Genomic DNA, 19,150 nt, shown 5'->3' on the forward strand with positions numbered 1-19,150 from the left:
TAGGTTGTTTCAATTATTTTTTACGCATGTAGACACTAACAGGCACACCTTTAAAATCGAAATGTTCCCTTAAATTATTTTCTAAAAAACGTTTGTAAGGTTCTCTTACATATTGTGGCAGATTACAAAAGAATGCAAACTGTGGCTGCGGCGTTGGTAATTGCATGATGTATTTAATCTTCACAAATTTTCCTTTGTACGCTGGAGGTGGATAATTTTCTATAATCGGCAGTAAGACCTCATTTAACTTACTGGTTTTTATTTTTTTCGTTCGGTTGTTATACACCTCAACCGCTGTTTCAATCGCTTTGAAAATACGTTGCTTGTTGAGTACAGATATGAAAACAATCGGCACATCCGTAAATGGTTCAATTTCCTTTCGGATCACACGCTCAAAATCTCTAGTGGATTGTGTGTCTTTTTCCACCAAATCCCATTTATTGACCAATATCACAATACCTTTGCGGTTACGTTCTGCCAGCCAAAATATATTTTGTACTTGTCCGTCGAATCCTCTGGTGGCATCTAAAACCAGCATACAAACATCACAATGTTCAATAGCTCGTACACTACGCATCACAGAATAGAACTCCAAATCTTCTTTCACTTTTGATTTTCGTCTAATCCCAGCCGTATCCACCAGGTTAAACTCAAAGCCAAAACGGTTGTATTTTGTATCAATCGAATCACGAGTTGTTCCGGCGATATCAGTAACGATATAGCGATCTTCACCAATTAACGCATTGATAAAAGAAGATTTCCCAGCGTTGGGTCTTCCCACAACTGCAAACCTAGGCAACTGTTCTTCTTCTACGTCGTCATCGTCCTTTTCAGGTAAAGCTTCCACCAAAGCATCTAATAAATCACCTGTACCACTTCCGTTAATACTGGCGATTGTAAAATAATCTCCTAATCCTAGCGAATAGAATTCTACGGCATCTTCTGCTCGTTTGTTATTATCCACTTTATTGACGGCCAAAAATACGGGTTTGTCTACCTTTCTTAATAGCCTTGCGACATCTTCATCCATGCCTGTGACACCTGCTTCTACATCCACCATAAAAATAATCGCATCAGCTTCATCGATTGCCAATTCAACCTGTCTATCTATTTCAGCTTCAAACACATCGTCACTGCCTTTGACATATCCGCCTGTATCAATTAAGGAAAATTCTTTCCCGTTCCAGTCACTTTTTCCGTAATGTCTGTCACGTGTTACACCGCTAACGGCATCCACAATGGCTTCTCTTCGCTGTATCAAGCGATTAAAAAAAGTAGATTTACCAACATTTGGACGACCTACTATGGCGACAATATTACTCATAACTTATAGTTTCCTTCGGAATAGTCTGCAAAAATACTAAATAAGTCCTGATGCAGTGTGATTTTTAAGTTAAAGATTATATGTTAACTATTATTCCACAAAAAATAGTAATTTGAATGACTATTTCAAAATTAAAATGTCGAACGTTAACGAGATCATTTTACGACCGCGATTTAAACTGATTATTCATCAAGAAAATGATCGCTTGTTAAAGCTTTTTGAAGCTGCTGATAAGGAGCAATCAGCGTTTATCGTGTCCCGAATAGACGATCACATATTTATTAAAATTCCGAAGGAGAAACAACATTTCTGGTCGCCACAACTGCATTTAGAAATCAATAAAAACGATCAAGAAAAAACCAGTACTATCTATGGTTTATTTGGTCCCAACCCAACCGTTTGGACCATGTTCATGTTTTTACATTTCATGGTTGCTAGTTTATTCATAGGATTTGGAATCTGGACCTATGTGAATTGGCGTTTAGATAGCCATTATGCCATACCACTATTTTTAACGCTACTGATGATTCTTTTGTGGTTTGCTCTTTACTTGGGAGGCCGACTAGGAAAAAAAATAGCTGCAGAAGAAATGCGTCAATTAGATCAATTTATGAAAAACATCCTAAAAAGTAATCGAATACAGGAGTTTAACAATTATAGACAGAATAAAAAAAGCCTCAGCAAAAATACTGAGGCTTCCTAATGAACATTGAAAATATTATTGTTGATTTTCATAAAACGTAATTGTACCGCTATCTTCGTTGGATACAACTAATAAATCTTTTCCAGTAGGACTTTCTTGACTCGAAATGGCCAATAACCCCTCAGGAGCTTCATCACCTGAATGTGATAAAATTGAAATAAATTCTGGTGCTAACGGATTAGAAATATCATATACTAAAACTTGATCATTTCGCTCTAATCCTACAAACAATACATATTTATTGCCTTGTATTTTTAAAATTTCAACAGACTCTGGCTCTGCGCCTTTAGCATCACTCCTGCCATCATCATCATTAAATCGATCTGGAGTTAAAGCTAATGTTCTTGCAGCAATCTCATTTCCACTATCATATAATAAATCGCCAGTTCCTGACCATACTGAAAATGATCTCGCGCCATAACTGTATAAGTCTTGATACAAACCATTGGCTCCTAATCCCAAAGTTGAAGTCACTTCCAATCGTCCTAAATTAGCGTCATTTTGATAATCGGCTTCCAAAGGAAATATGGCAGAATCTAAACTCAAATCATCCACACGCTCTTCCTCACTAAAACCATCGTAATCACGTGCATCACCTTCATTCGCTGTAAACAAATAATCCACACCTCCTATTTTAACATACTTGATAGCATCTGGCTGATACATCCCAAATACGGGCCAATTAGACAAAGTCTTCATACCATCACGATCACTAGGATCGATTTCATTGCCAGGCATATTATAGTCTTTAAATCCAAGCGGATAAATAGCTTCTATTTGTTTAGACTGCAAATTAACTTTGGCAATTCCATTGTTTTCCTGAAGAGTCACCCAAGCATCATTTGAATTTTTAGAAATAGCCACATATTCTGGCTCCACATCCATCGCTAGTGTCGCATTAGGCCCAAATACCCTAAATCCATCCGCTTCTAAGTCTGTTTCTTGATTATTAAACTGTTCAAAGGTAAGTGTAGTCACTTGCCCACTAACAACTTCAATAATACTGATAGACCCATTAGGATCCACATCATAATCATCATTGGGTTCCCCCTCATTCGCAGACACCAAATATTGACCATTCGGTGAGAACGTGACCATATCAGGTAAGGCTCCAACGGTATAACTTTGTATTAAATTCAAAGAGTTAGTATCGTATACATTAATACTTCCTGGCATTTGTTTATTATCGGCTTCAACAGCTACTGCGAGTTGACCATTATGTACACTCACGCTATTTGGTGCACCTGGAGCTACAGAAATTGAGGGTAAGGCATTAGGAAAATCTAAATCAGAAATATCCCAAACCAAAATTTGATCTTGGTCTGCATCAACCACAAATAACCTATGATTAATTGCATCGAAGGCAGCAATTTCGGTAGCACCTTCTCTACCTACAGTAATTGTAGATTTGTATTGAAAATTGACATTGAAGTTTTTCGATTTACGATCTTGAATTGACGATTCTTGTGTTTCGGTAAAATCATCTTTTTGGCATGAAAATGCTAGCAACATTATGAATACCAGCATTGGTTTGGATAAAATTTTCATTTTGGTTCGGTTTAATTAATTTTGAGTTTAAAATTAACCGACCAACGTAAAGTTAAGGTTATCCTAAGAAGACGATATCTTTAGATTTCACCTTTGATTGTAACCAAAACGTTTCAGCTGTCGCTGATCACTTCGCCAATTTTTATTGACCTTAACGTATAATTCTAAATGCACCTGCTTGCCAAAAAACTTTTCTAAATCTTTTCTAGCCTCGACACCTACACGTTTCAAAGCAGATCCTTTATGTCCAATTATGATGCCTTTTTGCGTTTCTCGTTCTACCATGATGACTGAACGCATTCGAATAATTTGGTCTTCCTCAAAAAATTCTTCGGTATCAATTTCAACAGCGTAAGGAATTTCCTTTTTATAGTGCATGAGGATTTTTTCTCGGATCGTTTCATTTACAAAAAATCGTTCCGGTTTATCTGTTAACTGATCTTTCGGATAAAATGCGGGAGACTCAGGAAGCAATTCAATAATTCTATTAAAAACTTCATTTACATTAAACCCTTCCAATGCCGAAATAGGAAAAATTTCAGCATTTGGCACTTTCTCAGACCAGATTTGGACTTGTGATTCCAATTGTTCTTGATCTGATTTATCAATTTTATTTAGAAGTAGTAATACTGGAATTTTAGAATTGGTGATTTTCTTAAAAAAAGACTCATCTTTCAATTCACTTTCTCCAATCTCCACCATGTATAATAACACATCCGCATCTTCGAAGGCCGACTTCACAAAATCCATCATCGACTCTTGAAGTTCATAGGCTGGTTTGATAATTCCGGGAGTATCGCTGAGAATGACTTGAAAATCCTCACCATTTACAATGCCTAGGATACGATGACGTGTGGTTTGCGCCTTCGACGTGATAATAGATAATTTCTCTCCGATAAAAGCATTCATCAAGGTGGATTTACCCACATTGGGATTCCCGATAATATTTACAAAACCTGCTTTGTGCATTGTTACATTTTTCGCAAAGTTACAACCTTTAAGAATGAATTCTGCTTAAATCGTTGCCATTTCGTGATTTTTTAGATTGAAAATAATCATTGTCGCGGTTTTGCAATACCGCGATCATACATCACAATACTTCCAGCTACTGAGACATTGAGACTCAATTCTGACTTAAATTTAACCAAAAAATGACTTTTATTAATGGCATCATTAGACAGACCATGATCTTCAGCACCTAACAAATAGACGCAGCGCCTCGGGTGATGAAATGATTCTAGTGGCTCAGCATCTTTAGTTAACTCTACACCAACCAGCCTTGCTCCTTTTGGGAGGTTTTTATAAAAGGCTTCAAAATTTTTGTAATGAAAATAGGGCATTGACTTAACAGCGTTGTGAGTATCACAGGCTTGTTTCGCATATCGGTTCCCTATCGTAAATATAAAACTGGCACCTAAATTTTGTGCTGAACGCCATAATACTCCGAGGTTTTCTGGCGTTTTGCCGTTCTGAATACCTATACCGAAGAATTCGTTTTCAAAATTATCTATCATGTCACAAAAATAAAAAACCCATAGGAATCTTTCTGTACCATTAAATTCTGAAAAAAACCTAGTTGCTTCAATCCTTTTGTAACCTGAGTTACTTTAAATGGTCATTTCAATACATAACTTTACAGAATGTTTTACGATGCCCTTGAAATTTAGCATATGGAAGAAGCGTAAAGAAATTATTTTAAATAGAAATTTTATACCTATGAGCGATTTGTTTACCTTTTTGGTCTCATACATGAGTTAATGCTCTAGTTGTAAAATACACGTTATAATTGACAGTCAAAATGATAGAAGAACTAAAGAAAAGTTACGGCCACCTTTTTGAAAAGGACCTTTTAAATGACATCTTACAGGTAGGAACATTTAAGGAGGTTCCTGCTGGATATAAACTCATGGATATAGGAAGTTATGTAAAAGGAATGCCACTTTTAATTTCTGGAGCGATAAAAGTACTCAGAGAAGATAATGATGGCAATGAACTACTCCTCTATTATTTGGAACGTGGAGAGACCTGCTCTGTTACAATGTCTTGCTGTATGGGTCAAACCAAAAGTGAAATCCGCGCCATTGCAGAGACAGACGCGAAACTCATCATGATACCCATCCGAAAAATGGAGGAATGGACAGCCAAATACAAATCGTGGAGAAATTTCGTCTTTGAAAGTTACCATAATAGGCTCAATGAAATGCTCCATACCATTGATAGTATAGCCTTTGATAATCTAGATGAACGGATTTTGGCATATTTAAGGGAGAAGTCAAGAATTAATAAAACGTCCATTATCGAAAACACTCATCAAGAAATAGCTTATGAATTACATAGCTCAAGAGTGGTTATCTCAAGACTTCTTAAAAAATTGGAAACTCTTGGAAAAATAGAATTACATAGAAATTATATAAAAATCATCAATTTAGATTAGCTATGTAACCAAAGTTACTTCTTGATGGCGAATAGTATCTTAATTTCGCATCAACATTTTACCTCATTATGGAATTACTTGAACTTTTTGGATATATAAGTGCTTTAGTTATTGGGATCTCCTTAGGTCTTATTGGTGGTGGTGGATCCATTTTAGCCGTACCAGTGTTGGCCTATCTTTTTTCTATCAACGAAAAAGCAGCTACAGCGTATTCACTTTTTATTGTAGGAGCAAGTGCATTGCTTGGTGGTATAAAGCAACATTTTAAGGGATATGTAGACTGGCGAACTGCTATAGTATTTGGTATCCCAGCAATTATTGGTGTTACGGTTATTAGACATTATGTTGTTCCAGCATTGCCCAATGTTTTATTTCATATTGCCGATTTTGAATTTACGAGAAGAATGGCCATGTTTGGTCTTTTTGCAATCCTTATGATACCTGCAGCAATTTCTATGTTAAAAGAGCGAAAAGACAAACCTGCCATAGGCGATCGTATTGTAAAGTATAACTATCCTCTTATCTTAGTAGAAGGCCTAATCGTTGGCGCAATTACTGGAATGATTGGTGCTGGTGGTGGCTTCTTAATCATCCCAGCACTCGTAATTTTGGCCAACGTTGAAATGAAAGTTGCTGTTGGTACATCCTTAATTATTATCGCATTTAAGTCGTTGCTCGGTTTTTTCCTCGGTGATGCGATGACTATGGCTATTGATTGGACGTTTTTATCTGTTTTTACAGCAATTTCTTTTGTTGGTATCTTCGTAGGAAGTTACCTCAGTAACTTTATCAATGGAAACAAACTAAAAAAAGGCTTTGGCTACTTTATTTTCGTCATGGCTGTGTTCATTTTTTACATGGAGTTTTTTGTGGAACAATAAATTATCTTACACATTTATAAAAAATGACTTTTATGATAAAAGTCATTTTTTTTTAACTATTTTCTCTTGTGTAACCAATGTAACCTTAACATAATTAGATAGTTACTACTTTTAATCTGTTTAACAATTAAATCAAAATAAAATGAAAGTAGAACAAATTTATACAGGATGCATTGCTCATGCTGCTTATTATATTGAAAGTAACGGCGAAGCTGCTGTTTTTGACCCATTAAGAGAAGTGCAACCCTATATAGATCGTGCTCAAATAGATAATACCGAAATCAAATATGTCTTTGAAACACATTTTCATGCCGATTTTGTAAGTGGTCATTTGGATCTACGAAAGAAAGCAGGCTCAGAAATTGTCTTTGGACCAGGAGCAAAACCAGCTTATGAAGCTACTATTGCTAAAGACAACGAAGTCTTTAAAGTGGGCAACTATAAAGTGAAAGCAATCCATACACCTGGTCATACCATGGAAAGCACAACCTATCTTCTAATAGATGAAAACGGAAAAGAGCATGGTATCATAACTGGAGACACCTTGTTTATTGGTGATGTTGGACGACCAGATTTGGCCCAGCATGTGGTATCAGAACTTACAGAGGATAAGTTAGCGGGTCATTTATATGATTCATTACGCAATAAAATTATGCCTCTTAGTGATGATTTGATCGTGTATCCTAATCATGGTGCTGGATCAGCTTGTGGTAAAATGATGAGTGATCAAACCACAGACACACTAGGAAATCAAAAAAGAACCAATTATGCATTACAAGAAATGACTAAAGAGGAGTTTAAGAACGTTTTATTAACCGGACTTACAGCGCCTCCTGGTTACTTCCCACAAAATGTGTTAATGAATATTCAAGGATATGAAAGTTTAGATACTATCATGGATCGAGCTACTAAGTCTTTGTCTCCAGATGAATTTGAAATAATAGCGAATGAAACAGGCGCATTGATGCTTGATACCCGTGACGCTGAAGACTTTGCAAAAGGATTTATACCTAACAGTATCAACATTGGTTTAGATGGTAATTTCGCCCAATGGGTAGGTGAAATGATACCAGATGTTCAACAAGAAATTTTACTGATTACGGATGCTGGTAAAGAAGAAGAGGCCATCACTAGGTTGTCAAGAGTAGGTTATGACCAAACTGTAGGCTATTTAAAAGGCGGCTTTTCATCATGGAAAAATAGCGGCAAAGATTTTGAAACTACCATGCGTATTTCTGCTGAAACTCTTGAAGAAAGATATAACAAGGAAAAACCATTAATTATTGATGTAAGGAAAAAGAGTGAATATGATTCAGAACACATTATCGATGCACTTAACGTGCCGCTGAATGAAATTAATCAGCACTTATCGCAATTTCCAAAAGACAAACCCTTTATTCTACATTGCGCTGGCGGCTATCGCAGTATGGTTGCATCGTCGATATTAAAACAGCGTGGATGGCATAATTTCGTGGATGTCAAAGGTGGTTTTGATGCGGTTTCCGAAACCGAAATACCTCGATCTGAATATGTTTGTCCGACGACCTTATTATAGACCTTTTAAAGTCATGTTAAAACTCCTGTTAAATTCTCAAACAGGAGTTTTTTTATTAAATTTAGTCATATGTAACAAGAGTTACTGTGTTATTTTTGTACACAAAGTAATTTTACACAGTAAATAAAGACATTCAAAATGACGATTGAACAAATATATACAGGTTGCCTTGCACAAGGCGCCTACTACATTGAAAGCAAAGGTGAGGTTGCGATTATAGATCCTTTAAGAGAAATCAAACCTTATTTAAATAGGGCCAAGCAGGACGATGCCAAAATCAAATATATTTTTGAAACACATTTCCACGCAGATTTCGTTAGTGGTCATATCACACTGGCTAAAGCCACTGAGGCTCCTATTATCTTTGGGCCAAACGCCAATCCTACTTTTGACGCTATCATAGCTAAAGACGGACAGGAGTTTAAATTAGGTGACGTCACAATTGTGGCTTTGCATACACCAGGTCACACGATGGAAAGCACCACGTATTTATTACGTGACGAAAACGGGAAAGACCATGCTATCTTCAGTGGTGACACCTTGTTTTTAGGAGATGTAGGTCGTCCAGATTTAGCACAAAAAATGGGTGAACTAACGGAAAAAGATCTCGCTGGTTTTCTTTTTGATAGTTTGCGTGAAAAAATAATGCCTTTGTCTGATGATGTGATTGTTTATCCTGCTCATGGAGCTGGTTCGGCTTGCGGAAAAAACATGATGAAAGAAACAGTTGACACATTAGGGAATCAAAAGGAAATGAATTATGCGTTACGTTCAGATATGACTAAGGAAGAGTTCATAGAAGAAGTAACAGACGGACTCCTACCACCACCACAATACTTCCCAGATAATGTAAAAATGAATAAGGAAGGGTATGATGATATCGATGATGTTCTGAAACGCGGTACTCAGGCACTTTCGCCTAAAGCGTTTGAAGCTGCTGCCAATGAAACTGGCGCTATTGTTTTGGATGTAAGACATCAAGATGATTTCGCCAAAGGTCACATTCCTAGATCTATATTTATTGGATTGGATGGCAGCTTTGCACCATGGGTAGGTGCGCTCATTGCCGATGTCAAACAACCTATTTTATTGGTCGCTCCTGAAGGTCGAGAGGAAGAAGCTGTGACGAGATTATCGCGTGTTGGTTTTGATAATACGCTAGGTTATTTGAAAGGCGGATTTGAAGCTTGGAAAACATCAGCTTTTGACTATGATGTGGTAAGTACGATTTCAGCGGAGACATTTGAAGAGATCCTAAGCGAAGACAAAGTCCCGACCTTTGATGTAAGAAAAGAAAGTGAATTTAAATCTGAGCATATCATAGATGCACATAACACACCGCTTGACTTTATCAATAATTATTTAGCAGAATTCCCTGAGGAACAACAATTTTATGTGCATTGTGCTGGAGGCTATCGCAGTATGATTGCCGCATCCATTTTAAAAAGCCGTGGCATTCATAATCTCATAGATGTTCAAGGAGGCTTTAAAGCAATCCGAGAAACCAATATTCCTGTGTCAGATTTTGTTTGTCCTACAACTTTATAATTATCAATATGAAAAATATCACACAAGCCGAGTGGCGACAGTTAATTGCGCAAGATGATCAAGCCATCATTATGGATGTCAGAACACCCAATGAATGTGCCGAAGGTATATTAGAAAATGCTATGATGGTCGATATTTTCGACACATCCTTATTCATGGATACAATCCAAAAATTGGATAAAAGTAAATCCTATTATATTTATTGCAGAAGTGGCAATCGTAGTGGACAAGCTTGCCAATTAATGGAAAATTTAGGCTTTGAAAAAACCTACAATTTAATTGGAGGTATGATGGAATGGCAAGGAGAGACCATTACACCCTCTCAAAAGTCCTAATTATTAAAACGAATAACAACTTTAAAAAGATGTAATAATCGTAAAGGGGATGTCACGATTGGCAGTTCCTTTTTTTTTTGAAAATCCGTAAAAAATCACAACTATTTTCAAAATATAACACTGATCCTTATTTCAGTTGAGATAATTATCTATGAAATTAATTTTAGTATACATGTCATTCCTTTCTTTACTTTTCGGTGGTCATCCTCAAAAATCTGATCACATAACTATTTTAGACAAAGCGTCTTTCAAAGCTGCAATATCTTCAAAAAATATAACCTTAATTGACGTTCGCACACCTCGAGAATACCTATCAGGCCATATAAAAAATGCTGTGAATATCGATTACTTTGACACCTCTAATTTTATCAAAGCAATTAAGGGTTACGATAAAGAACAACCCATCTTTATTTATTGTAGATCGGGAAATAGAAGTCAAAAAGCGGCCAAAAAACTTGACAGTATTGGATTTAAAAACATCTTTGATTTGAAAGGTGGTTATATGAACTGGAATTAACCAAACATTCACACAATTCAAGTCGCCAAAGCACCTCTCAATTAATTTACTTTAATCATCGTTCTGTGTAACTTTAGTTACTGCACAATAAGCGTATAGACGCTAAATTGCTTAAAAACTAAAGTATGAGAACAACTATAAGAGTTCAAAACCTAAAATGTGGTGGTTGTGCAAAAACCATCACTTCACATATCTCGAAATTAGAGAATATCTCAAGTGTAGAAATCGATATTGACCATGGAGCAGTAACCTTCTGCATGATTCATCCAAATGATGGAGAAGCCGTGTTAACCAAATTAAAGGATTTGGGGTATCCATCTATAAATGAAGGAAACTCCATGATTTCTAAAGTAAAATCCTATGTAAGTTGTGCCTCAGGAAAAATAAGCTAATTATCATGAAAAAACATCTATTTGCAACCATCATAAGTCTATGGTCACTTATAACCATAACTAGCTGTAACCAATCAAAAAAAACGGTGTATACGACAACATCAGAAATTGATACAGTAACCCTTACAGCCAATCAAGAGCACCCTGGAAAAGCCTTATTGGAGAAAAACTGCTATGTCTGTCACAATCCGACAACAGCGCATAACGCACGTATAGCACCTCCCATGGTAGCCGTCAAATCCCACTATATGAATGATGATATTTCAAAAGAAGCCTTCGGCAATGCCATCTGGGATTTCGTCAAGCAACCTTCAGCAGAAAATTCAAAAATGCGAGGTGCTGTTCGACGTTTTGGCGTGATGCCATATCAACTTTTTTCCGAAGAGGACATCAAACTTATTGCCGACTACATGTACGACCACAAAATTGATGAACCCGAGTGGTTCAAACAACATATCGAAGAAGAAAGTCACGGAAAAATGAAGTACCGAAATGACGGTATCAAAAACGAACAACACCATAATTCTTCAGAAGAAACTAAAGAAAACAAAGGTCTGACTTATGCCTTAAACACCAAGAAGGAACTCGGCAAAAACTTAATGGGAACTATTCAAAAAAAAGGAACACTCGAAGCTGTCGCTTTTTGCAACCAACAAGCGTATCCTATTACCGATAGCATGGCCCAAGTACAAAATGTCGCGATTAAACGGGTTTCAGACAACGCTAGAAACCCAAATAATCAAGCGAATTCTGAAGAATTAGTCATCATCAAGAATTTCAAAAAGCACTTGATAAATGGTGAAACTGATATATATCACAAGGAAAAATCAAACGGTCATGTAACGGATTACTATCCCATTATTACCAATTCCATGTGCCTACAATGTCATGGTCAACCATTGAAGGATATTGAGCAAGACGTTTTCGACAAAATCACTACACTCTATCCATCAGACCAAGCTACAGGCTACGCCGTTAATGAAGTTCGCGGTATGTGGCGCATTGATTATAAAGAGTAACCCATGAAAAATAGGCTTTTTCTGTTATCATTTCTATGGCTTTCCCAATTGTCATTAGGACAAGAGTTGGTGGTGAAAAATCACAGTAGCTGGAACACTTTGAATGTGGTAAAAACAATCAGTCAACACTGGTATGTCAATGCTGAATTGAACGTACGACGCACTAATTTTTTATCCGATTGGGAACAAATAGTAGTGCGACCTCTAGTTCATTATAAAGTTGAAAATAATATCGACTTAGCATTGGGTTATAGCTATATCAAAAACTTCCAATTTTCAGAATTCAGCACACCTATTGATGTGAATGAACAGAATATATTTCAGCAATTGATGATCAAACAGCAATTTTCAAAATTCTCATTTGGTCACAGAATACGGTTTGAAGAACGTTTCATCGACCACCTCGTATTACAAGACACTGATGCCTATCACATCGATGGTCGAAAACACAAAAACAGGTTTCGTTATAGACTTCAGATGGCCATTCCTCTAGAGGGAAAGTCCATAAGCCTTTTCTTATACGATGAAGCTTTTTTAGACTTCGGAAATCGGCTAAGACCAGAAAAGTTAGATCAAAACTGGATGTTTGCTGGTCTCATATTTAAAATTAGCGAGCACATTAAAATCAGAACAGGATATCACGATATTTTTGCAAAAAGAAATGATCTGTTTATCAATAATCATGTTTGGGAAACCACTCTGACCTATCATATATAAACGATGAAATCCATACATTTTACACTAATTTTACTCGTCCTAGCCATTGGATGCCAAAACACCACACAAACGATTGAACCTTCTAAAAGAAAGACCGTTGTTTCGCATAAAGATAAACATTGGAGTTACGAAGGAGAAATGGGTCCAACCTATTGGAAGGAAATCGAGGTCAACTCCGATTGTGGTGGTAAATACCAATCACCAATCAACATTGTTAATTATGACAGTGATACGACTCTGGCACCACTAGACATCAATTATTCACAGAGTACGCACATACATGATGTGGTCAATAATGGTCATTCCATACAGTACAACTTTGACACTGGTGACTATATGACCCTAAATCAGAAGAGATTTGATTTAAAGCAGTTTCATTTTCATGAACCTGCCGAACATCTGATTGATGGCATCAGGTATCCATTGGTATTGCACCTAGTACATATGAGTGATGATGGAGAATACGCCGTCATTGCTGTGATGGCAAAAGAAGGTCAAAGTAGCGAACCATTTGATTTCTTGGAGAGTTTCTTACCAGTTCTTCCTGGCCAAACTGCAAAGGTAGACCAAGCCTTCGACATGAACCTAAACCTACCAAAGCATCGGACTTATTTTAACTATACAGGTTCTTTAACAACTCCTCCTTGTAGCGAAAGCGTAGAATGGTTTATCTTTAAGGACCCAATTACAGTATCCTTGAAACAAGTAGAGCAACTACGTGCACTTATGCCGTTGAACAATTACAGAAATGAACAGCCTCACAATGGGCGTCGAATCAGAATATCTAAATAATCAGTTATGAAATCTAATTTTTCAAATATCATCAATGGAGAACAGCCAGTTCTTATCGATTTTTTTGCTGAATGGTGTGGGCCTTGCAAAATGATGTCACCTATTCTCAAAGAGGTGAAAGCTAATTTAGGCGACAGAGTCACTATTCTTAAGGTAGACGTCGACAAAAATCAAGGTCTGGCAGCGAAGTATCAAGTAAGAGGCGTCCCAACCTTTATACTATTCCAGAAAGGTGCTATAAAATGGCGTGCGTCTGGAATGATTCAAAAGAACGATTTGATAGATCAAGTAATTAACCACATCAATGACAACAACGATTAGCTAATCTTTTGATTTAGTAAAGCCATAAGTGTTTTGACCCACAAATCCCTTCGGAAACTTATCATCACCCGGAAAGCCGAGTTTGATGGTACCACTATCCTCTGGAATGTAGTTGGTCTTAAACATATAGTCCCAAAGACTTAAACTAATTCCGAAGTTTACACCATAAGTTCCTTCAGGTAAGTGATAGGAATGGTGATATAAATGCATGACAGGATTATTGAGAATGTATTTTAAAGGTCCGTAAGTTATTTTAATATTGGAATGGTTTAAATGTCCAATGGCAATAGCAAAAAAGTGCACGATGTACGCCTGCTCTGGCTCAAAACCAAATAATATCATGACGGCAAAAGTTTTCAGAGGTTTATACAAAATGTTTTCCATCCAATGATAACGCAAATGTGCCGCAAAACCCATTTCTTTCACACTGTGATGCACTTTATGAAAGCGCCATAATACAGGGTATTTATGTAACAAGGTATGTGTAAACCACTGAACAAAATCCAATATGATAAAAAACACTAATAATTGAATCCACATTGGCCAACCAGAAGGATGAAATAATGCAAGAGAATCTTCTTTAATTCCTAAATCGGCAAAAGCAACTTGCAACAATTTATAAAATCCACTAATGGCAATAGCAAATATGAAAAAATTGAAAAACATGTAAAAGGCGTCCAACCAGAAGTCTTTTCTAAAAACCGATTGATTCTTTCGCCATGGAAATGCAATTTCCAAAAGCCAGACCACAAAAGAAATAATGATCAAGCCCCAAAAATAATTGGTGTACCAAGGCACCTCAAAAATAATAGACTTCCAGGTCCAATCTATGGTACCAAAAAAAGCATTACTAAAGGCATCGAAATATTTATTCATATAAGTTCATCTAACTCTTGAAACATTAGTCGCGTAACTATGGTATGACTAACAGAGATTAATAATCTTGTAAATTACCTCATCATTTAAAGGTAACAAAATGATCTGATTTAAATAATACATGAAATTACAGGAATAGAAATGGTTCATCTGTAACCTAAGTTACACTTTTCATTAATTATATGCTTTAAATTTATAATCACATCAAAACTGCAACTAAAATGACTACACATCATCAAATTTTAATTATTGGAGGCGGTACGGCTGGAATTATGATGGCTTCGCAACTCAGAAATAAAAACAAGGAGTTGAACATCGCAATTATTGAGCCTGCAGACACACACTACTATCAGCCAGCATGGACATTGGTGGGCGCTGGAACCTATGACTTTGAAAAAACGGCTCGTCCCATGGCATCATTGATTCCCGAAGGTGTCACATGGATTAAAGATTATGCAACGTCATTCGATGCAGACCATAATACCGTTCATACCAAAGTAACTGGAGCTATCACCTATGATTATCTCGTCGTTGCGCCTGGTTTGGTGATGGCACCCGAACTTATTGAAGGACTTCCTGAGGCGATGGAGAAAGGCGTCGTTTGTAGCAATTATACAAATCCGATACATACTTGGGAACAAATTAAAAATTTTAAAGGTGGCAATGCTGTCTTTACACAACCCACAACACCTATCAAATGTGGAGGTGCACCACAAAAAATTGCTTATCTGGCTGCAGATTATTTCAAAAAGCAACATCTTTCCGATAAAACCAATGTGGTATTTGCAACTCCTGGAAGTGTCATCTTTGGGGTAAAGCCTATAAAAGACACTTTGATGCAAGTCATTCACAGATATGGCATCCATTTCAAGCCTTATTATGCTCCATTTAAAATTGATCCCGATAAAAAAATCGTGTACTTTAGAAATACAGCACCGGAAGAAAATCAATGCATCATTGTTGAGGATAATTCTTTGGGAGAAAAACAGTCTGGTGATACGATCATTGAAATGCCATTCGACTTACTACATTTAGCGCCACCTCAAACCGCTCCTAAATTTATAAGAGAGTCAAATCTTGTAAATGACGCTGGTTGGTTGGATGTAGACCATCATTCATTGCAACATAAAAAGTATCCAAATATTTTTGGGCTTGGTGATGTAGCAGCCTTACCAACTGCAAAAACGGGTGCTGCTATAAGGAAACAAGTTCCTGTAGTTGTCGATAATATCTCTTTATTAATTGCTCGTAATATGTTAGGAACTAAATCTTATAATGGCTATTCCTCTTGCCCTTTAGTTACGGCATACGGCAAAATGACCTTAGCAGAATTTGATTATGATAGTAATTTCACTCCAGATCCAAAATTGAAACAAATGCTTATTTTTGATAGTTCAAAAGAACACTGGAGGTTATGGTTATTAAAAAAATACATGCTTCCGTATTTGTATTGGAACAAAATGATGAAAGGGAAAGATGTATAGCTTATTGATAGATTAAATTTTAATTAAAGTTGGAGGTAGGATGACCTGTCATCTTACCTCTATTTTTTAAATGACATTACAAAAAAAAGATTATGGGTTTGTCGCATTACAAATGATATTGTTTGTATTGTATCTATGGGACTTTAATCTTTTTGAGTTTGAACTTTCCTTTTACCAAAGGGCCTCGGCATTAAGCATCGCTTTTATAGGTATGATTATCGTCGCTATAGCCATTATCCAATTAAACACCAAGATCTCACCTTTTCCAACGCCACGATCAAATTCTGAACTTATAGTTTATGGGCTTTATCGCTATAGCCGTCATCCCATTTACACGGGCATCCTACTTACTTGCGCTGGCTATGCATTTTATTCCAATTCCATCTACAAATTAATCATCACTACATTGTTGTATGTACTCTTCTTTTTTAAATCGAATTATGAAGAACAGCAACTCATGCAAAAGTTCCCTAGCTATAGATCTTATAAGAATAGAACTGGTAGATTTTTTCCTAAACGTTTATAGCGTCTTTTAAAAATACGTATCATCTGTGCTATGTAACCTATGTTACTGCCTAGCACTTATATATAGTTTAAATTTATGGTGTAAATATTAATTATAAATTAAAACTATTATGAATACTGAAGATCAATTTAATGAAACAACATACGCCATGCCTAGAATTGGTGATACGGCACCTGATTTTGAAGCCTTAACGACCAAAGGTCCTATTAGGATGTCGGAATTTGCTGAAGGCAAATGGACAGTCATGTTCTCTCATCCAGCAGATTTTACGCCTGTTTGTACTACTGAAATGAGCGGATTCGCCACTAGAAAGGCTGAATTTGAAGCTTTGAATACTGAGTTGCTAGGCTTAAGCATCGACAGTATCCATGCACATTTAGGCTGGGTACAAAATGTAAGAGAGCATACTGGAGTATATTTTGATTTCCCTATCATTGCTGATTTGGACATGAAAGTATCTAAACTATACGGAATGCTTCAACCCAACGAAAGTGAAACAGCTGCTGTAAGAGCCGTATTTTTTATAGATCCTAAAAAGAAAATCAGACTCATTATGTATTACCCACTCAATGTAGGCCGCAACATGGATGAAATTCTAAGGGCTTTGGATGCCTTGCAAGTTTCAGATAAATACAAAGTAGCCATGCCTTTGGATTGGAAAAGAGGCGATAAGGCCATTGTACCTCCACCAAAATCATTGGACGAATTGAATGCGCGCTTAGACGACGATTCGATAGAGAAAATCACTTGGTATCTAGCAAAAAAGAATATTTAAAATTAACTTTAAGGGCTTTCTGTGTGACTACTCTAAGCCCTTTTTAAAATTAAAATTTAACATTTATGAACATCAAACAATTTGAATATAAACCTTTAGCTCATTACTCGTACGCCATTGTTAGCAATGGAGAAATGGCCATCATCGATCCTGAACGCGATCCGAAAATTTATTATGACCATGCCAAAGTACATGGCGCCAAAATAGTTGCTATTATTGAAACGCATCCACACGCAGACTTTGTGAGTGCTCATTTGGAAATACATAAAGAAACTAGCGCTACCATTTACAATAGTGAAAAGTTAGGAGCAGATTACCCGCACCAAAAATTTGACCAAGGAGACCTCTTGAACATTGGTAATTGCGTTTTAAAAGCCATAAACACTCCAGGACATTCACCCGACAGTATTACGGTAGTGGCTACGGAGGGTGATGAAACCGCATTGTTTACAGGAGACACGTTATTTATTGGAGATGTCGGTCGACCTGATCTTCGGGAAAAGGCTGGAAATATGAAGGCTAAACGCGAAGAACTGGCAGAGATGATGTATGATACCATCACCACAAAGTTCAATAACCTCCCAGATGATGCCATGGTCTATCCAGCCCATGGCGCAGGGTCTTTATGTGGCAAGAATCTGAGTGATGCGGCCAGTAGTACTCTCGGTACTGAACGTCGCGATAATTGGGCTTTTAAAACCCAAACAAAGGAAGCGTTCATGGATACCATTCTTGAAGGACAACCCTTTATTCCTTCTTATTTTGGTTTTAATGTCGACATCAATAAAATCGGTGCAAAAAATTTAGAGCCAGCTATAGATCGTATTCCTTTTGAAAAAGATGCCACTGCAACAGGTCTCATTGTTGACGTCAGAGACGCCTCTGATTTTAAAAAAGGACATTTATCTGGAAGCATTAACATTCAAGGGCTTTCAGATACGCACAAATTTGAAACATGGTTAGGTGCCATTGTGCAACCTGAGGAAGCATTTACGCTTGTTATCGACAATGAAGATTCCAAACAATATATACTAGAGAGAATTGCAAAAATTGGTTATGAAGAACAACTTAAGAAGGTCATCACGCTAAATGGCGAAGACTTGGTTAAAACTCCAACATTGAATTTACAGGACTTCAAGACACACCCGGAACAATACACCATTATAGATATTAGAAATGCTAGTGAGGTCGCTGACGAAAAATTCTTTGAAACCGCCAAATCACACCCACTCAATAATTTGCGAAAAACTGCTCAAACAATTTCAACCGACAAACCCATTGTCGTCCATTGTGCTGGTGGCTACAGAAGTGCCGCAGGAAGCAGTATTCTGGAAATGGCATTGAAAGATGTGACTGTGTACGACCTTGGTGAATCCGTCAACGATTTCAAATAACAATTGTCA

The 19,150-nt window shown here is 36.8% G+C and carries 21 protein-coding genes; 16 read left to right on the forward strand and 5 right to left on the reverse strand.

Annotation, left to right across the window (positions count from 1 at the left end):
• Positions 1–13: 13 nt before the first annotated feature.
• Positions 14–1,324, reverse strand: coding sequence for a ribosome biogenesis GTPase Der (gene der, locus ACU8DI_RS00285; protein ID WP_447110736.1), 1,311 nt, complete (start codon positions 1,322–1,324; stop codon positions 14–16).
• Between the two features lie 136 nt (positions 1,325–1,460).
• Here der and ACU8DI_RS00290 point away from each other — a divergent pair, with 136 nt between their 5' ends.
• Entirely contained in the window at positions 1,461–2,027 is a 567-nt protein-coding gene (locus ACU8DI_RS00290; RefSeq protein WP_447110737.1) for a GTP-binding protein, read from the forward strand.
• A 15-nt stretch (positions 2,028–2,042) separates the two neighbouring features.
• On the opposite strand, the gene ACU8DI_RS00295 is transcribed toward ACU8DI_RS00290, so the two are convergent.
• From ACU8DI_RS00295 to ACU8DI_RS00305, 3 genes are all read right to left on the reverse strand, one after another.
• Positions 2,043–3,575 (reverse strand): choice-of-anchor I family protein, encoded by a 1,533-nt coding sequence (locus tag ACU8DI_RS00295; protein WP_447110738.1) that lies wholly within the window; start codon positions 3,573–3,575, stop codon positions 2,043–2,045.
• Between the two features lie 87 nt (positions 3,576–3,662).
• The gene (gene era, locus ACU8DI_RS00300) at positions 3,663–4,544 is read right to left on the reverse strand and encodes a GTPase Era (RefSeq protein WP_447110739.1); all 882 of its coding nucleotides are present in this window, start codon (positions 4,542–4,544) and stop codon (positions 3,663–3,665) included.
• A gap of 86 nt (positions 4,545–4,630) precedes the next feature.
• Positions 4,631–5,089, reverse strand: a complete 459-nt coding sequence (locus ACU8DI_RS00305; RefSeq protein ID WP_447110740.1) for an RNA methyltransferase — start codon at positions 5,087–5,089, stop codon at positions 4,631–4,633.
• A gap of 284 nt (positions 5,090–5,373) precedes the next feature.
• On the opposite strand from ACU8DI_RS00305, the gene ACU8DI_RS00310 reads away from it, so the two are divergent.
• The 11 genes from ACU8DI_RS00310 to trxA all read left to right on the forward strand — a co-directional run bounded on the left by ACU8DI_RS00310 (position 5,374) and on the right by trxA (position 14,086).
• A complete protein-coding gene (locus ACU8DI_RS00310; protein WP_447110741.1) occupies positions 5,374–6,009 on the forward strand; it encodes a Crp/Fnr family transcriptional regulator in 636 nt (211 codons plus the stop codon).
• A gap of 68 nt (positions 6,010–6,077) precedes the next feature.
• Complete coding sequence (locus ACU8DI_RS00315; RefSeq protein WP_447110742.1) at positions 6,078–6,890, forward strand: sulfite exporter TauE/SafE family protein; 813 nt, start codon at positions 6,078–6,080, stop codon at positions 6,888–6,890.
• 142 nt (positions 6,891–7,032) lie between these two features.
• Positions 7,033–8,445, forward strand: a complete 1,413-nt coding sequence (locus ACU8DI_RS00320; RefSeq protein WP_447110743.1) for an MBL fold metallo-hydrolase — start codon at positions 7,033–7,035, stop codon at positions 8,443–8,445.
• Positions 8,446–8,583: 138 nt separating this feature from the next.
• Positions 8,584–9,993 (forward strand): MBL fold metallo-hydrolase, encoded by a 1,410-nt coding sequence (locus ACU8DI_RS00325; protein WP_447110744.1) that lies wholly within the window; start codon positions 8,584–8,586, stop codon positions 9,991–9,993.
• A gap of 8 nt (positions 9,994–10,001) precedes the next feature.
• Positions 10,002–10,328, forward strand: coding sequence for a rhodanese-like domain-containing protein (locus ACU8DI_RS00330; RefSeq protein ID WP_447110745.1), 327 nt, complete (start codon positions 10,002–10,004; stop codon positions 10,326–10,328).
• A gap of 172 nt (positions 10,329–10,500) precedes the next feature.
• Positions 10,501–10,845, forward strand: coding sequence for a rhodanese-like domain-containing protein (locus ACU8DI_RS00335; protein WP_447110746.1), 345 nt, complete (start codon positions 10,501–10,503; stop codon positions 10,843–10,845).
• Between the two features lie 125 nt (positions 10,846–10,970).
• Positions 10,971–11,237 (forward strand): heavy-metal-associated domain-containing protein, encoded by a 267-nt coding sequence (locus ACU8DI_RS00340; protein ID WP_447110747.1) that lies wholly within the window; start codon positions 10,971–10,973, stop codon positions 11,235–11,237.
• 5 nt (positions 11,238–11,242) lie between these two features.
• A complete protein-coding gene (locus ACU8DI_RS00345; protein ID WP_447110748.1) occupies positions 11,243–12,256 on the forward strand; it encodes a c-type heme family protein in 1,014 nt (337 codons plus the stop codon).
• A 3-nt stretch (positions 12,257–12,259) separates the two neighbouring features.
• On the forward strand, positions 12,260–12,973 hold the full coding sequence (locus ACU8DI_RS00350; RefSeq protein WP_447110749.1) for a DUF2490 domain-containing protein: 714 nt from the start codon (positions 12,260–12,262) through the stop codon (positions 12,971–12,973).
• A 3-nt stretch (positions 12,974–12,976) separates the two neighbouring features.
• The gene (locus ACU8DI_RS00355) at positions 12,977–13,765 is read left to right on the forward strand and encodes a carbonic anhydrase (protein ID WP_447110750.1); all 789 of its coding nucleotides are present in this window, start codon (positions 12,977–12,979) and stop codon (positions 13,763–13,765) included.
• Between the two features lie 6 nt (positions 13,766–13,771).
• Positions 13,772–14,086: a thioredoxin gene (trxA, locus tag ACU8DI_RS00360; RefSeq protein ID WP_447110751.1), complete on the forward strand. Its 315-nt coding sequence runs from the start codon at positions 13,772–13,774 to the stop codon at positions 14,084–14,086.
• On the opposite strand, the gene ACU8DI_RS00365 is transcribed toward trxA, so the two are convergent.
• The gene (locus tag ACU8DI_RS00365; protein ID WP_447110752.1) at positions 14,087–14,962 is read right to left on the reverse strand and encodes a sterol desaturase family protein; all 876 of its coding nucleotides are present in this window, start codon (positions 14,960–14,962) and stop codon (positions 14,087–14,089) included.
• 221 nt (positions 14,963–15,183) lie between these two features.
• Here ACU8DI_RS00365 and ACU8DI_RS00370 point away from each other — a divergent pair, with 221 nt between their 5' ends.
• From ACU8DI_RS00370 to ACU8DI_RS00385, 4 genes are all read left to right on the forward strand, one after another.
• Complete coding sequence (locus ACU8DI_RS00370) at positions 15,184–16,446, forward strand: FAD-dependent oxidoreductase (protein WP_447110753.1); 1,263 nt, start codon at positions 15,184–15,186, stop codon at positions 16,444–16,446.
• Between the two features lie 70 nt (positions 16,447–16,516).
• Positions 16,517–16,972, forward strand: coding sequence for a methyltransferase family protein (locus tag ACU8DI_RS00375; RefSeq protein ID WP_447110754.1), 456 nt, complete (start codon positions 16,517–16,519; stop codon positions 16,970–16,972).
• Between the two features lie 109 nt (positions 16,973–17,081).
• Positions 17,082–17,747: a peroxiredoxin gene (locus ACU8DI_RS00380; protein WP_447110755.1), complete on the forward strand. Its 666-nt coding sequence runs from the start codon at positions 17,082–17,084 to the stop codon at positions 17,745–17,747.
• Between the two features lie 65 nt (positions 17,748–17,812).
• Complete coding sequence (locus tag ACU8DI_RS00385) at positions 17,813–19,141, forward strand: MBL fold metallo-hydrolase (RefSeq protein WP_447110756.1); 1,329 nt, start codon at positions 17,813–17,815, stop codon at positions 19,139–19,141.
• The last annotated feature ends 9 nt before the right edge of the window (positions 19,142–19,150 follow it).

This window comes from Psychroserpens sp. BH13MA-6 (assembly GCF_052983595.1).

Excerpts from the sequence above, each read along its gene's own strand:
- ACU8DI_RS00325 (WP_447110744.1), top strand. The coding sequence starts at position 8,584 with ATGACGATTGAACAAATATATACAGGTTGCCTTGCACAAGGCGCCTAC.
- ACU8DI_RS00355 (WP_447110750.1), top strand. The coding sequence starts at position 12,977 with ATGAAATCCATACATTTTACACTAATTTTACTCGTCCTAGCCATTGGA.
- ACU8DI_RS00295 (WP_447110738.1), bottom strand. The coding sequence starts at position 3,575 with ATGAAAATTTTATCCAAACCAATGCTGGTATTCATAATGTTGCTAGCA.
- ACU8DI_RS00350 (WP_447110749.1), top strand. The coding sequence starts at position 12,260 with ATGAAAAATAGGCTTTTTCTGTTATCATTTCTATGGCTTTCCCAATTG.
- ACU8DI_RS00380 (WP_447110755.1), top strand. The coding sequence starts at position 17,082 with ATGAATACTGAAGATCAATTTAATGAAACAACATACGCCATGCCTAGA.
- ACU8DI_RS00365 (WP_447110752.1), bottom strand. The coding sequence starts at position 14,962 with ATGAATAAATATTTCGATGCCTTTAGTAATGCTTTTTTTGGTACCATA.
- ACU8DI_RS00290 (WP_447110737.1), top strand. The coding sequence starts at position 1,461 with ATGTCGAACGTTAACGAGATCATTTTACGACCGCGATTTAAACTGATT.
- ACU8DI_RS00315 (WP_447110742.1), top strand. The coding sequence starts at position 6,078 with ATGGAATTACTTGAACTTTTTGGATATATAAGTGCTTTAGTTATTGGG.
- ACU8DI_RS00330 (WP_447110745.1), top strand. The coding sequence starts at position 10,002 with ATGAAAAATATCACACAAGCCGAGTGGCGACAGTTAATTGCGCAAGAT.
- ACU8DI_RS00320 (WP_447110743.1), top strand. The coding sequence starts at position 7,033 with ATGAAAGTAGAACAAATTTATACAGGATGCATTGCTCATGCTGCTTAT.
- der (WP_447110736.1), bottom strand. The coding sequence starts at position 1,324 with ATGAGTAATATTGTCGCCATAGTAGGTCGTCCAAATGTTGGTAAATCT.
- ACU8DI_RS00340 (WP_447110747.1), top strand. The coding sequence starts at position 10,971 with ATGAGAACAACTATAAGAGTTCAAAACCTAAAATGTGGTGGTTGTGCA.
- ACU8DI_RS00345 (WP_447110748.1), top strand. The coding sequence starts at position 11,243 with ATGAAAAAACATCTATTTGCAACCATCATAAGTCTATGGTCACTTATA.
- ACU8DI_RS00385 (WP_447110756.1), top strand. The coding sequence starts at position 17,813 with ATGAACATCAAACAATTTGAATATAAACCTTTAGCTCATTACTCGTAC.
- ACU8DI_RS00375 (WP_447110754.1), top strand. The coding sequence starts at position 16,517 with ATGACATTACAAAAAAAAGATTATGGGTTTGTCGCATTACAAATGATA.
- ACU8DI_RS00370 (WP_447110753.1), top strand. The coding sequence starts at position 15,184 with ATGACTACACATCATCAAATTTTAATTATTGGAGGCGGTACGGCTGGA.
- era (WP_447110739.1), bottom strand. The coding sequence starts at position 4,544 with ATGCACAAAGCAGGTTTTGTAAATATTATCGGGAATCCCAATGTGGGT.
- ACU8DI_RS00335 (WP_447110746.1), top strand. The coding sequence starts at position 10,501 with ATGTCATTCCTTTCTTTACTTTTCGGTGGTCATCCTCAAAAATCTGAT.
- trxA (WP_447110751.1), top strand. The coding sequence starts at position 13,772 with ATGAAATCTAATTTTTCAAATATCATCAATGGAGAACAGCCAGTTCTT.
- ACU8DI_RS00305 (WP_447110740.1), bottom strand. The coding sequence starts at position 5,089 with ATGATAGATAATTTTGAAAACGAATTCTTCGGTATAGGTATTCAGAAC.
- ACU8DI_RS00310 (WP_447110741.1), top strand. The coding sequence starts at position 5,374 with ATGATAGAAGAACTAAAGAAAAGTTACGGCCACCTTTTTGAAAAGGAC.